11 protein-coding genes and 1 pseudogene are annotated in these 13,104 nt (G+C 60.4%); 1 reads left to right on the top strand and 11 read right to left on the bottom strand.

Annotated elements, in window-relative coordinates; translation table 11 throughout:
- Position 1: 1 nt before the first annotated feature.
- The 7 genes from ACZ9BX_RS13525 to ACZ9BX_RS13495 all read right to left on the bottom strand — a co-directional run bounded on the left by ACZ9BX_RS13525 (position 2) and on the right by ACZ9BX_RS13495 (position 4,654).
- On the bottom strand, positions 2-430 hold the full coding sequence (locus ACZ9BX_RS13525) for a Fur family transcriptional regulator (protein ID WP_132560411.1): 429 nt from the start codon (positions 428-430) through the stop codon (positions 2-4).
- A gap of 38 nt (positions 431-468) precedes the next feature.
- Positions 469-969 carry a GNAT family N-acetyltransferase gene (locus tag ACZ9BX_RS13520; RefSeq protein WP_207917147.1) on the bottom strand — a complete coding sequence of 167 codons (501 nt, stop codon included), beginning with the start codon at positions 967-969 and terminating at the stop codon, positions 469-471.
- A complete protein-coding gene (gene tsaB, locus ACZ9BX_RS13515; RefSeq protein ID WP_476220007.1) occupies positions 966-1,625 on the bottom strand; it encodes a tRNA (adenosine(37)-N6)-threonylcarbamoyltransferase complex dimerization subunit type 1 TsaB in 660 nt (219 codons plus the stop codon). Before tsaB ends, ACZ9BX_RS13520 begins: the two co-directional genes overlap by 4 nt.
- Positions 1,626-1,702: 77 nt before the next feature.
- On the bottom strand, positions 1,703-2,269 hold the full coding sequence (locus ACZ9BX_RS13510; RefSeq protein WP_132560408.1) for a NifU family protein: 567 nt from the start codon (positions 2,267-2,269) through the stop codon (positions 1,703-1,705).
- Positions 2,270-2,397: 128 nt separating this feature from the next.
- Positions 2,398-2,889 (bottom strand): universal stress protein, encoded by a 492-nt coding sequence (locus tag ACZ9BX_RS13505; RefSeq protein ID WP_027510816.1) that lies wholly within the window; start codon positions 2,887-2,889, stop codon positions 2,398-2,400.
- A 206-nt stretch (positions 2,890-3,095) separates the two neighbouring features.
- Positions 3,096-4,160, bottom strand: a complete 1,065-nt coding sequence (gene trpS, locus ACZ9BX_RS13500; RefSeq protein ID WP_476218489.1) for a tryptophan--tRNA ligase — start codon at positions 4,158-4,160, stop codon at positions 3,096-3,098.
- An 89-nt stretch (positions 4,161-4,249) separates the two neighbouring features.
- Positions 4,250-4,654 (bottom strand): VOC family protein, encoded by a 405-nt coding sequence (locus ACZ9BX_RS13495; RefSeq protein WP_476218488.1) that lies wholly within the window; start codon positions 4,652-4,654, stop codon positions 4,250-4,252.
- 377 nt (positions 4,655-5,031) lie between these two features.
- Here ACZ9BX_RS13495 and ACZ9BX_RS13490 point away from each other — a divergent pair, with 377 nt between their 5' ends.
- A complete protein-coding gene (locus ACZ9BX_RS13490; protein ID WP_476218487.1) occupies positions 5,032-5,460 on the top strand; it encodes a YcbK family protein in 429 nt (142 codons plus the stop codon).
- Between the two features lie 16 nt (positions 5,461-5,476).
- Here ACZ9BX_RS13490 and murJ read toward each other — a convergent pair whose 3' ends face one another.
- The 4 genes and pseudogenes from murJ to mutS all read right to left on the bottom strand — a co-directional run bounded on the left by murJ (position 5,477) and on the right by mutS (position 13,096).
- Positions 5,477-7,057, bottom strand: a complete 1,581-nt coding sequence (gene murJ / locus ACZ9BX_RS13485; RefSeq protein WP_476218486.1) for a murein biosynthesis integral membrane protein MurJ — start codon at positions 7,055-7,057, stop codon at positions 5,477-5,479.
- Complete coding sequence (locus ACZ9BX_RS13480; protein ID WP_476218485.1) at positions 7,054-9,951, bottom strand: [protein-PII] uridylyltransferase; 2,898 nt, start codon at positions 9,949-9,951, stop codon at positions 7,054-7,056. The genes murJ and ACZ9BX_RS13480 overlap by 4 nt, the downstream gene beginning before the upstream one ends.
- Before the next feature lie 131 nt (positions 9,952-10,082).
- Positions 10,083-10,358, bottom strand: a complete 276-nt coding sequence (locus tag ACZ9BX_RS13475; RefSeq protein ID WP_476218484.1) for a hypothetical protein — start codon at positions 10,356-10,358, stop codon at positions 10,083-10,085.
- A 10-nt stretch (positions 10,359-10,368) separates the two neighbouring features.
- Positions 10,369-13,096: pseudogene (gene mutS, locus ACZ9BX_RS13470) on the bottom strand (DNA mismatch repair protein MutS).
- Positions 13,097-13,104 lie beyond the last annotated feature (8 nt).

Raw genomic sequence — 13,104 nt, 5'->3', positions numbered from 1 at the left:
CTCAGCGTTCGTCTTTCTTCAGCGGAATGCCGTAGAGTTCCAGCCGGTGATCGACGAGCTGGAAGCCATGCTCGCGGGCAATTCGCTCTTGCAGGGCTTCGATCTCCGGCGAGCGGAATTCGATGACCACGCCGTTCTTCAGGTCTATCAGGTGGTCGTGATGCTCTTCCGGCACCGTCTCATAGCGTGAACGGCCGTCGCGGAAATCATGGCGGGCGATGATGCCGGCGTCTTCGAAGAGCTTGACGGTGCGGTAGACGGTGGAGATCGAAATCTTTGCATCGACCTTAACTGAGCGACGGTACAGTTCCTCGACATCCGGGTGATCTTCCGACTCTTCAAGGATACGGGCGATCACGCGGCGCTGTTCGGTCATTCGCATGCCGCGCTCGGTGCAAAGCTCCTCAAGGGTCTTGGCTGTGTCGGTCATTGGCGGCCTTCATTCCAGATTCCGGTTCTCAAACGGCACTAGCGAAGAACGCGCTTCATGACAAGCGCCGTGGAAACCGCACCGTTCGCATCCTTGTAGTATCCGCGGCGCTCGCCGACTTTCTCAAAGCCGAGCTTACGGTAGAGGCCGAGGGCGGCTGCATTGCCGTGGTCGACTTCCAGGAACATGCTTTCGCCGCCGCGCAGCTTGGCTTCGCGCATCGCCGCCTGCATCAGCCGCCAGCCGAGGCCGGCGCCGGCAACCTTCGCCTGCACGGCGATTGCCAGGATTTCCGCTTCGCCGGCGACCTGGCGGGCAAGCACGAAGCCCGGCAGAGGCTTTTTCAGGAAAGCGTTGGTTTGGCGCGCGACGAAACCGAAGACGGTGTCCTGGCTGAGCAGGCTATAGAACTCGCCGTCGCCCCACGGGCGGGCAAAGCGTTCGCCATGCAGCACGGCAACCGCGTGGCAATCGTCATTGTCCATTGCGACGATCTCGAAAGCCGGCTTCAGAGTCAGATAGGATTCCAGCATGGTCATACTCGCGCGATCGCGAACCCGGCCTGCGGTTTGGCATCGGGTCCGCGCAGATAAAGAGGCTTCGGCTTTCCTGAACCGGGATCGGCGGCCGCACCAAGGCGTGCCACGATGGAAATGGGGAATTTATTGGCGTGTTCGCCCGTCGCGTTGGGTTTCAGCAGCGGCGTTGCAGATCCGGTTATCTCGCCGTCGAAGGTGGCCGCGAAAGCCTGCGCTTCCTCGACTGTCACTGCGCGAGGTTCGTCGAACGCCAGGCCGTCAGCGGAAAAGCTCTGGAGGTAGATTTCGCCGCGCTTGGCGTCCATGGCGGCAAGGACGGGGCGGCTGGGCGTCTTCTCGCGCTGGGCGGCGGCCATGGTCTCCAGCGTCGTGATGCCGACAGTGGGGATATTAAGCGCAAGGCCGAAGCCGCGTGCTGCGGCAACGCCAACGCGGATTCCGGTAAAGGAGCCGGGACCGATCGTAACGGCAACACGTTCGGCCATCGCGAGTTTCATGTCCGCCTGCTTGAGCACGCGGTCGATGATTCCCATCAAATGCTCTGCATGGCCCTTGCCGATCAAGTCCGATGCCTCCCCCAGCACCGCATCCCTGCCGCTGTCGTAGAGAGCGGCAGCGCAATCCACACCAGCCGTGTCGAGCGCCAGAACAATCATGTCATCAATTTCCGAATAAAAGCCTATCATAAATTCATCCGGCGCAATGCTGAGCCGGATGAATTTTGAACAGATCGTCAGGCTGCGATGACTTCCTGCACTTCGGGAACGAAGTGGCGAAGCAGGTTCTGGACACCATGCTTCAGTGTTGCCGTCGAAGAGGGGCAGCCGGAGCAGGAGCCCTTCATGTTGAGATAGACCTTGCCGTCCTTGAAGCCGCGAAACGTGATGTCGCCGCCATCCTGGGCAACTGCCGGGCGCACGCGGGTTTCAAGCAGTTCCTTGATGGTGAGCACGATGGTCTCGTCGGCCTCATCGAAGAATTCACCGTCCGCATCGAGTTCTTCCGAAAATACGGAGGCGTCGCCCATGACCGGCTTTCCGGACATGAAGTGCTCCATGATAGAGCCAAGGATGGCAGGCTTCAGGTGCTGCCACTCCTGGTTCTCCTTGGAAACGGAGATGAAATCGTAGCCGAAATAGACGCCAGTGACGCCCGGGATTTCAAAAAGGCGGGCGGCGAGCGGCGAAGCCTGAGCTTCCTCGACGCTGCGGAACTCGGCCGTACCAGTTTCCATCACGACCTTGCCCGGCAGGAACTTCTGGGTGGCCGGATTCGGCGTGGCTTCGGTCTGAATGAACATTTCGCTCTCCATGCGGGCCAGGTTGTCGCTCAGGCCGTCTTTAGAATTCTTCAAAAGAAAATAAGCCGATCGGCGGCGCTATTCAAGAGATAAAGACTCCACAAATAGTCTCCGTTCGACATTCTGTCTTACGCCAGCGCGTCTAATTCCTCATTCGTCAGCGTATCGGGCAACACGGTAACAGGGATAGGAAAGGTAGCTGCTTTTCCGACAACGGACGATACCAAAGGTCCGGGACCCTCCTTGGCCGAGCTTGCGGCCAGCACCAGGATCGCAATGTCGCGATCTTCTTCGATCACTGCATTGATCTCTTCGACCGCGCTGCCCTCGCGGATGACGATTTCCGGTTCGATGCCAATCGATTCGCGCACCACTTGCGCCGACTTGGAGACGACGGCTTCGGCTTCCTCGCGGGCTTCGGCTCGCATGATCTCCTCGACGCCCAGCCATTGCTGAAAATCGCCTTCGGGAATTACGTAAACGAGAACCAGTCCGCCATTGGAATTCTTGGCGCGCCTGCCGGCATAATGCACGGCGCTCTGGCATTCCGGCGTACCATCGATCACCGCCATGAACTTGCGGCGATGCCCTTCGAGCCGTGAGAGTCGCTTTGATACCATGGCGCGGACTCTGACACCTGATCCGGAAAATTTGCAAGCCCCTCCTTTATCCCTTCTTCCCTCGGGGAGAAGGAGGCCCGAAGGGTCGGATGAGGGCTGCGTATGGCAATCGTCCCTCGCGTTTGCTCAGGCCGTTCGCACCTTTCGTCGCTCACCCCTATCTGTCCTTCGGACATCTTCTCCCCGAGGCGAGAAGAAAGGCTGTCTCAATAGAGAAAGCCGATGATGTCGCGGACGTCCTTCATGGTCGCTTCGGCCCGGGCCCGGGCGCGTTCGCCGCCGTTGCGGAGAATTGCGTCGATATGGGTGGTGTCGTCCATGAGGCGGCGCATTTCACCGGTGATCGGCGAGAGCACCTGAACGGCGAGATCGACCAGCGCCGGCTTGAAGACGGAAAACTGCTGGCCGCCGAATTCGGCAAGCACCTCAGTTTTCGTTTTGTCGGCAAGCGCCGCATAGATGCCGACGAGGTTGTCGGCTTCCGGGCGGCCCTTCAGGCCTTCGACCTCGCTCGGCAAGCCGTCCGGATCGGTCTTCGCCTTGCGGATCTTCTTCGAGATCGCGTCCTCGTCGTCCATCAGGTTGATGCGCGAGAGATCGGACGGATCGGATTTGGACATCTTCTTGGTGCCGTCGCGCAGCGACATCACGCGCGGTGCAGGGCCTTCAATCAGCGGTTCGACCATCGGGAAATAGGCGTGCACCGGCTCGTCGCCGACGGTGATGTCGACGCCCTGGCCGGCGCGGCGGATGTGATCTTGATAGTCCAGGTTAAACTTCATCGCGATGTCGCGGGCAAGCTCGAGATGCTGCTTCTGATCGTCGCCGACCGGAACATGCGTGCCGCGATAAACGAGGATGTCGGCGGCCATCAGGCTCGGATAGGCAAGCAGGCCGAGCGAGGCGTTTTCGCGGTCCTTGCCGGCCTTGTCCTTGAACTGCGTCATGCGGTTCATCCAGCCGATGCGGGCGACGCAATTGAAGATCCAGGCGAGTTCGGCATGCTGCGGCACGGCCGACTGGTTGAAGACGATATGCTTTTCCGGATCGATGCCGGAGGCGATGAACGCTGCGGCGATCGAGCGGATCTGGCCCGGTAGGTCGTTGTGCACGAGCTGCGCAGTGAGGGAATGCAGGTCGACGACGCAATAGATGCAGTCGTTGCCTTCTTGCAGCGCCACGAACTTGCGGATCGCGCCGAGATAGTTGCCGAGATGGAGATTGCCGGTCGGCTGAACGCCGGAAAATACGAGCTTCTTGAATTCGGTCACGTCATCCTCGATTAGGCTGGTGGAGGGCCCCAGGGCAGAGACGCCCATGATGCTAACGCGGCGGCTTATGCACGTGCTCGGTACTGCAATCAAGAGGCGGCCGGTGCGGCATGCTGGATCAGATCGAAAGTGTTGCCGTAAGGATCCGAAAACACGGCCACCGTTCCGTAGACCTCATGCCGCGGTTCTTCGAGAAAGCGCACGCCCTTGGCCAGCATGGCGGCACGATCTTGTGCAAAATCGTCAGTGTTCAAAAAGAAGCCGACACGCCCGCCGGTCTGATTTCCGATTGCCGCTTTCTGTGCGTCATTGACTGCCCGGGCAAGAAGGAACGCTGCGCCATCGCCTCCTTTTGGCTTCACCACTACCCAGCGCTTGCCATCCGGCTGCATTTCGTCCTGTAGGCAGTCGAAGCCGAGCGCGCCGCAGTAGAAAGCCTTGGCGCGGTCGTAGTCATCGATGACGAGGGTGACCAGGAAGAGGGATTGGCGCACGTATAAACTCCGGCTTCGAGAGATCTTTTGTTGCGGGGACTCGATACTTGGTCAAGAGAGCTTGCTCCGGCAGGACAGCTTTTTGATCGTGCCAAATTAAATTGTCGGCGGCGCTAATTCGAATTATGGCGCCTTTCTCCTGGTGGCCTGTTCCCTCTAATGCGCCTTGTTGCAAGGTCTTGATTTTCATCGAATGGTAGAGAGTATTTTATACTCAATTTTAGCTATCAACTTTTTAATTAGGTCAATAATATGAGGGTGTCTCACTTAGTGAGTTGGCATAAAATTTCACAAATTGGCCACTTTTCGAATGAACGTTCTCGACGCCAATCCGAGCCTCAGTGGAAATCCACTGCGCTCTATCTGGAGGGGACGTCATGCATACGATTTTATCACTCGTTCTTGCTGGCTTGTTCACCTTGTCCTGTTGCGTCAATGCCGGCGCGCAGAACAGTAAAAAACCCCCGGTAAGACTTCTCAAGTACACGACATCGCTGCCCTATACGGTTCAGACCGTGAGCGTCAGAATCGGCTGCTTCCCGCCAAAACTCAGAGCCGTTCTCGCGCATATCGCGGCCAAGACCGGCCGAAGACCGATAGTCACGTCCGGCCACCGGCCGCATTCCGGCCGCGCGCATTCTCAGCATCGCCATTGCAACGCAGCCGACATCCGCGTGCCGGGCCTATCGGAACGGACGATCGTCGCGGCAGCGCAGACGGCGCCGGGTATCGGCGGTATTGGGCGATACTGCAACGGCATCGTCCACGTCGACATCGGGCCGAAGCGGCGCTGGAGCCACTGCTGATAACAAAGGCTGCGGTTCATCCTTCGGCTTTGGGCGAAGGCTTTCGGTTGAGGTTTCGCCGGATCATGCCGACATCGGCGCCGCCAATCAAAAAGGCGGTCGCGAAATAGACGATCATCGAAATGGCGATCAAAAGGCCGAGCGTACCGGCCTTGGTCGCCAGATGGGCACCTGAAGCGAGCCACGGTTCCCAGCGATGCTGCAGGAAGACGATGCCGCCGCTCATCACGGATGCCGATACGACGAGCAGAGCCGCCCGCCGGGCCAGCGCCCATTCCCAGTTAAGATGGCCGCGGCGCAGCAGCGTTGCGAAAAGCAATACCGTGCTGATCCAGCCGGCGGCTGCTTCCGCCACCGCGATGCCCGGTGCGCCGAGATAGGGGAAAAGCGTCAGAGCCGTGGCGCAGTTGACGCCGACGGCAACGGCCGAAAAGCGCATCGGCGTCTTGGTATCCTCGCGGGCATAGAAGCCCGGCTGCAACGCCTTGATGAGCACGAAGGCCGGCAAGCCGATGCCGTAGATCGCGAGTATCGAACCGACGAGCGCTGTGTTCTCCTGATGGAAGGCTCCACGTTCGTAAAGCACGCGGATGATCTCGTCGGCGAGGACCCAAAGGGCGAAGGCCGCGGGGATCGTCAGGAACAGCACGAATTCGATTGAACGGTTCTGCAGGTTCCCGGCTTCACGCAGATTGCCGCCCTTCAAAGCGCGGGCAAGCTCCGGCAGCAATACGACACCGACGGCAACGCCAACGACGCCGAGCGGCAGCTGGTAGATGCGATCCGCATATTGCAGGGCGGCGATGGCACCGTCGCGGGACGAGGCGATCGCCTGGCCGATCAGCTGGTTGATCTGCGTGATGCCGCCTGTGACCGCGGCGGGGACTGCGAGGATCAGCAGCCGCTTGACGTTCGGCGTCATGCGCGGAAAGCGAAAGCCGATGCTCATGCCTGCATGAAGGACCCCGATATAGACGACAGCGAGCTGCAGGATACCGGCCCCCAGCACGCCCCAGGAGAGATACCAGGCGGTCGCGAGTGGTTCCGCGCCGGTGTAGAGAGCGTAGAAGAGCGCACCAATCATCACGACATTGAGGAAGATCGGCGCGACCGCTGCGGCGAAGAAGTGGTGTAGCGAATTCAGCATGCCGCTCATCATCGCCGTCAGCGACATGCACATGAGATAGGGGAACATCACCGCCGCCATGCGGATCGTAATCGAGAACTTGTCCGGATCGTCGGCAAAGCCCGGCGCGATGATGAAGCGTACAAGCAGCGGCATGCAAAGCTCCATCACGATGGTGATGAGCAGCAGCACCGAAAAAAGCACGCCGAAAACCTCTTCCGAAAACCGCTTTGCTCCTTCCGTGCCGTTCGCTTCAATCTCCTTGGCGAAGAGCGGTACGAAGGCAGCGTTGAAGGCGCCTTCGGCAAACAGCCGGCGGAAGAGGTTGGGAAAGCGGAAGGCCGCGTAGAAGACGTCAGCCATGGGGCCGGTGCCGAGAGCCGCCGCCATCAGCGTTTCGCGGGCAAAACCGAAGATGCGGCTGCCGAGGGTCGCGCCGCCGACGGTGGCGAATTTCTTGACGAGACTCATGCCGTAGACCCGGCTTTCTTTTCGCTCGGCTGCGAAGTCCGCGCGGAGGCGGCGGGCGCGATGATGCCGGAGGGCATCCGTTCGCGGAGCTCATCTTCTTCGCCGGCCATCACGGCCTTCAGCCGGGCGGTGATATTGGCCCGCTTGGTGTCGCTGGAGATCTTCTGACCGACGAGATCCGTGACATAGAAGGTGTCGATGACCTTTTCGCCGAAGGTGGTGATGCGGGCGGACTGGATGTCGAGCGAAAGATCAGAAAGCATCGCGGTGATTTCCGAAAGCAGGCCGGTGCGGTCAAGGCATTCGACTTCGATGACAGTGAACTTGTTCGACAGGTTGTTGGTGATGTTGACCGACGGCGGAATGACGAAGGCCTTGCTCCTCTTGCGGTTCTTCGTACGCGTAGCGATGACTTCCGGCAGCCGCTTGCGGCCCGACAATACGTCTTCGATCATGCGCCCAATCGTGCCGGCGCGGCGAAGCTCATCGGCATCGTCCTGGAATTCGCGGCTGACATGGATCGTATCCAGTGCGCGTCCGTCCGACGTCGTGAATATCTGTGCATCGACGATATTAGCGCCAGCGGCCGCACATGCCCCGGCAATAACGGCGAGCAGGCGCGGGTGGTCTGGCGAGAGCACGGTGATTTCGGTGATCGCGTGGAAACTGTCCGTTCGCACGGTTGTCGCGAGCGCCTGGCCGTTCTTGTCCGACTGGCGGATGAAATGGGCGTGACGGACCTGGTCTTCCAGCGGCACGGAAAGCAGGTAAGGCTGGTAGTGCAGCTTGCTGTAGGTCTTGCGATCCTTCTGGCTCCAATCGGAAAGCGCATTGAACAGCGCTTCGGCCGCGGAATTGGCGCGCTCCTTGCGCGACACCTCCGAAAAGCCGCCGGCAAGCAGCAGTTCGGTTTCGTAATAGAGCGTGCGCAACAACTGACCCTTCCAACCGTTCCAGACGCCGGGGCCGACGGCACGAATGTCGCAGATCGTCAGGACCAGCAGCATCTTCAGGCGATCGAGCGATTGAACGCGATCGGCGAAGTCAGTGATCGTCTTGCGGTCGGTAAGGTCTCGGGTCTGGGCAACCATGGACATCGTCAGATGCTCCTCGATCAGCCAAACGACGAGCTCCGTCTGCTTTTGCGATAGGCCGAAGCGTGCGCAGAGCTTGCGGGCTACGCGCGCGCCGGCGATCGAATGGTCTTCCTGGCGGCCCTTGGCGATGTCATGAAGGAGGACTGCGACATAAAGAGCCTCCCGGTCTTCTATCCCCGGCATCAGCTTGTTGGCGAGTGGGTGCAGGTCGTCGGCCTTGCCCTTGTCGATTTCCGAGAGCACGTCGACGGTGCGGATCAGATGCTCATCCACCGTATAGTGGTGGTACATGTTGAACTGCATCATTGCGACGATCTTGCCGAATTCCGGGATGAAGCGGCCGAGCACACCTGCTTCGTTCATGCGACGCAAAATGAGCGCTGGGTCGCCCCTGGAGGTGAGGATCGACATGAAGAGGCGGTTCGCCTCGTCGTTTTCGCGCAGTTTGTTGTCGATGAGGTTGAGCGATCGCGTGACCCGCTTCAGTGCATCGGGATGGAACTCGAGGCCATTGATATCAGCAACATGGAAAAGACGGATGATGCTGACGGGATCGTGCTTGAACACGTCCGGGCTGGCAAGCGCGATGCGGCCGCGATCCTCCACGAATTCGGTGCTGCCGGCGATCTTGCGGCTGCGATGGGCAAAGCGGCTGATCACACCGGTGAGCCCCGGCGTCGATTTCGCCTGCTGATCTTCGAGCGCCGCGCAGAGGATGCGCGTCAGGTCGCCGACGTCCTTCGCCACCAGGAAATAGTGCTTCATGAAGCGCTCGACGGCCGAAAGGCCGGGACGCGTATGATATCCGAGCGCTTCGGCAATCTCCCGCTGGATGTCGAAGGAAAGCCGCTCCTCCGCCTTGCCCGTCAAGAAGTGCATGTGGCAGCGCACGGCCCATAGGAAATCGTCGGCCTTTTCGAAAACGCGGTATTCATGCTTGGAGAGAACGCCGAGCGTGACGAGTTCGACGGTATCTCGGACATGATAATAGTATTTCGAAATCCAGAAGAGCGTATGCAGATCGCGAAGTCCGCCCTTGCCCTCCTTGACGTTGGGTTCGACGAGGTAGCGTGTGTCGCCTGCCTTGCGGTGGCGCTCGTCGCGCTCGGCAAGCTTGGCGGCAATGAATTCCGGGCCGGTGCCGGTCACGATCTCCTTGTCGAAACGGGTCTCAAGTTCCGTTGCGAGCGATTTCAGGCCGCAGATGTAGCGCATCTCGAGGATCGCCGTGCGGATCGTCATGTCGGACCTGGAGAGCGCCATGCACTCCTCGATCGTCCTCGTTGCGTGGCCGACCTTGAAGCCCATATCCCAGAGGACATAGAGCATGAACTCGACAGCCTTGTGCGTCTCCTCTGCCGGCCTTGGCTGAAAGAGGAAGAGCAGGTCGATATCGGAGCCCGGCGCCAGCGTATCGCGGCCATAGCCGCCGACCGCCGTCACGGCGAACTTGTCCTTCTGCTTCGGGAACACGTATGCGCAGACGAACTCGTAGAGTGCCGTCGTGATCTGGTCTTGCAGCCAGGAGATGCGCCGGGCGCAGTTCAGCCCGCTGCCATCGGCAGAGAGAAGCGCGCACGCCTTTTGGCGGCCGTCGCTGCTTGCCTTTTTGAGCACAGCAAGCAGGTCGGAGCGCATGACGTCTGGTCGGGTCTTGTTGGCTTCGGCAACGGCGCCGCAGAGCTTTTGCAAAAGGGCCGTGTCGAGAATTTCCGAGAAATCGATGTCACTCATCGTCGCCATGCGCGGAGCGGCTTCCTGTTCGCGCGGTGCGACCGCGTCTCGTTTCGTCTGCATGCGCTATAGCCTCTTTACCCCGCGTTTGACACGGGTCTTCATACTGCAAGAACCCTTAATTTTGGCGAAAAGGTGTTGCCGCGCCAATCGTTCGGGTGCTGTGCCGCAGATAGGCTCGGGAAGCCTGGCGCTCAAGCGCCGACTTGCGCATTCACCGAATAGAGAACCTTGCGGGTTTCGCTGGCGATTTCGTCGAGCGTTGCCTTGTCGCATTCGCGGTAGCCGGCCTTGGCGATCGAAAGGGCAAGATCGGAGATGATGGCGCAGCACCTAGTGATCTGCAGCAGGCCGAAGGGCGAGGCCCAGCCGCGTGGATTGCCGTGCTCGTCGGCAAGGCGCAGCGCTTCCATCGCCGTGAAGATATTGGCGAGCTTTTGGGTTTCGCGCAGCAGGCCCTCCATGAACATCGGCGCGCTCCTATTTCAGTTTTTTCTTCAGCTCATAAAGCGCGTCAAGCGCCTCGCGCGGCGTCAGGTCGTCGAGGCTCATTCCCCTTAACGCTTCCTCGATCTTGGACGGCCCGCGATTGGCATCCTCTCGCCGCACGGCAACTTGGAAGAGCGGCAGATCGTCTATCAATTGGCTTGCCGGGTTCTTGCGGTCGGCATCTTCCAGCCGCGTCAGCACGTCGCGGGCGCGCGCGACGACGGACGCTGGCAGGCCTGCAAGACGCGCAACCTGGATGCCGTAGGAACGGTCCGCCGCACCCGGTCCCACCTCGTGCAGGAAGATGACATCGCCATCCCATTCCTTAACGCGCATGGTGGCGTTCGATAGCCGGGCAAGCTTTTCAGATAGCACCGTCAGTTCGTGGAAATGCGTAGCGAAGAGGCCACGGCAGCGGTTCGCCTCGTGCAGATGCTCGACAGCAGCCCATGCGATCGAAAGCCCATCGAACGTTGCAGTCCCGCGGCCGATTTCATCGAGGATGACGAGCGAACGATCGGTCGCCTGGTTGAGGATGGCCGCCGTTTCGACCATCTCCACCATAAAGGTCGAGCGACCGCGGGCGAGATCGTCAGAAGCGCCGACACGGGAGAAGAGCCGGTCGACGATGCCGATGTGAGCGGAGGTTGCGGACACGAAGGAACCCATCTGCGCCAGGATGGCGATCAGCGCGTTCTGGCGCAGGAATGTCGACTTACCGCCCATGTTCGGACCGGTCAGCAACCAGATCGCCCCATCCTTGCCGTCCGCGACAGGCGAGAGATCGCAGTTATTGGCGACGAAAGGTCCGGAAGACTGGCGCCGCAGCGCCTGTTCGACAACAGGGTGGCGTCCGCCTTCGATCATAAACATCTTCGAAGCATCGACGAGCGGGCGGCAATAGGCCTGTTCCTCGGCCAACAGTGCCAGACCCGCGGCAACGTCGATGACGGCAAGCGCGCGGGCGCCGGCCTTGATCGCCTCGGCTTCAGCGACAACGGCAGCCGTCATCCGTTCGAAGGCTTCGAGCTCGATCTGCAAGGCGCGATCTGCGGCATTTGCGATCCGGCTTTCAAGGTCGGCAAGCTCGGTCGTCGTAAAGCGCATGGCATTCGCCATGGTTTGACGGTGGATGAAACGCGCCTTGGCCTCCGCCGTATCCGTCATCGGGCCGGCATTGCCGGCAGTCACTTCGATGAAATAGCCGAGGATATTGTTGTGCTTGATCTTCAGCGACTTGATGCCGGTCTCGTCGGCATATTGCAATTGCAATCCGGCGATGACCCGGCGCGACTGATCGCGAAGAGCCCGCACTTCGTCAAGCTCGGCATTGGCGCCGTCCCTCAGGAAACCACCATCGCGCTTCAAGAGTGGAAGTTCGTCGGCGAGAGTCTTGGTAAGCATAGATTCGAGAGATGAAGGCAGCGCCTGCAGGCCGGAAAGGGCAGCACTGAGTTCTTCCGGCAAAAGCGAATTGCCTAGCAGCTTCGCGAGATCGGAAGCAGCACCAAGCCCTTGCCGGATCGCCCAGAGGTCGCGCGGGCCGCCGCGGTCAAGCGCGAGGCGGGACAGTGCGCGCGGCATATCCGGCACGTGCTTCAACGCGTCGCGCAGGTCGCCGCAAAGCCTCGGTTCCTCCATCAGGAAGCCGATCGAATCCAGCCGCTCGTTGATGCGGTCAGGATCGGTCATCGGTGACATCAGCCGTTCTGCGAGAAGGCGGGCTCCTCCGCCGGTGACCGTCCGGTCGATCGCTTTCAGCAGCGAACCGTTGCGGTCCCCCGAAAGCGTGCGGGCGAGCTCGAGGTTGGCGCGGGTCGCGGGATCGATGAAGAGCGTCGAGGCGCCGCTTTCGCGCTCCGGTTTGCCAAGTGGCGGGCGTTCGGCGATCTGCGTCTTTTCGACATAGGCAACAGCTGCCGCGGCGGCTGCCAATTCGGCGCGGGAGAAGGTGCCGAAGCCATCGAGCGTCGAAACGCCGAAATAGCGGGAGATGCGGGTTTCTGCTGTCGCACTGTCGAAAAGCACGGAAGGCTGCGGAACCGCAGTGCGGCCAAGCACGTCGAAGACCGGCTTCAGCTCTGGGATCGTGAAACATCGTATCCGGCAGGATCAGTTCACGCGGATCGATGCGCAGGATATCGGCAAGCAGCCGCGAACCTTCCGTCTCGGCGAGGCGGAAAACGCCGGTAGAAATATCGATCCAGGCCAGCGCCATCAGCGGTTCGGTCGCGCCGCGAATCCGGGTAAGCGCCATCAGATAGTTCGATTCGGAGGGTGATAGCAGCTTTTCTTCGGTAATCGTGCCCGGCGTGACAAGGCGGATGACGTCGCGTTTGACGACGGATTTCGAGCCGCGCTTCTTCGCCTCCGCCGGGTCTTCGACCTGTTCGCAGACGGCGACACGGAAGCCGAGCCCGATCAGCTTCTGCAGATAGTCGTCTGCGGCATGCACGGGAACGCCGCACATCGGGATATCCTGCCCCATGTGCTGACCGCGCTTCGTGAGCGTAATGCCAAGCGCGCGCGAGGCGTCCAAGGCGTCTTCGAAGAACAATTCGTAGAAATCGCCCATCCGATAGAAAAGCAGCGAGTCGGGGTTGTTTGCCTTGATCTCGATGAATTGCTCTATCATCGGCGTGGCCGAAGCACGGCTTTCCTCCGTGGCAAGCTCGGCAGCCGAAAAGGCTTCGTTCCTGGCGTCTATTCGTTGGTTCACGGAGGTGC

This window comes from Rhizobium sp. USDA 3886 (assembly GCF_056279785.1).
This window is presented reverse-complemented; position numbering and strand designations above follow the sequence as displayed.

Bases quoted from the DNA above. Each gene is read 5' to 3' on its own strand.
- tsaB (WP_476220007.1), bottom strand. From the start codon at position 1,625: ATGATTGTTCTGGCGCTCGACACGGCTGGTGTGGATTGCGCTGCCGCT.
- ACZ9BX_RS13475 (WP_476218484.1), bottom strand. From the start codon at position 10,358: ATGTTCATGGAGGGCCTGCTGCGCGAAACCCAAAAGCTCGCCAATATC.
- ACZ9BX_RS13480 (WP_476218485.1), bottom strand. From the start codon at position 9,951: ATGCAGACGAAACGAGACGCGGTCGCACCGCGCGAACAGGAAGCCGCT.
- ACZ9BX_RS13490 (WP_476218487.1), top strand. From the start codon at position 5,032: ATGCATACGATTTTATCACTCGTTCTTGCTGGCTTGTTCACCTTGTCC.
- ACZ9BX_RS13520 (WP_207917147.1), bottom strand. From the start codon at position 969: ATGACCATGCTGGAATCCTATCTGACTCTGAAGCCGGCTTTCGAGATC.
- murJ (WP_476218486.1), bottom strand. From the start codon at position 7,057: ATGAGTCTCGTCAAGAAATTCGCCACCGTCGGCGGCGCGACCCTCGGC.
- ACZ9BX_RS13505 (WP_027510816.1), bottom strand. From the start codon at position 2,889: ATGGTATCAAAGCGACTCTCACGGCTCGAAGGGCATCGCCGCAAGTTC.
- ACZ9BX_RS13525 (WP_132560411.1), bottom strand. From the start codon at position 430: ATGACCGACACAGCCAAGACCCTTGAGGAGCTTTGCACCGAGCGCGGC.
- ACZ9BX_RS13510 (WP_132560408.1), bottom strand. From the start codon at position 2,269: ATGTTCATTCAGACCGAAGCCACGCCGAATCCGGCCACCCAGAAGTTC.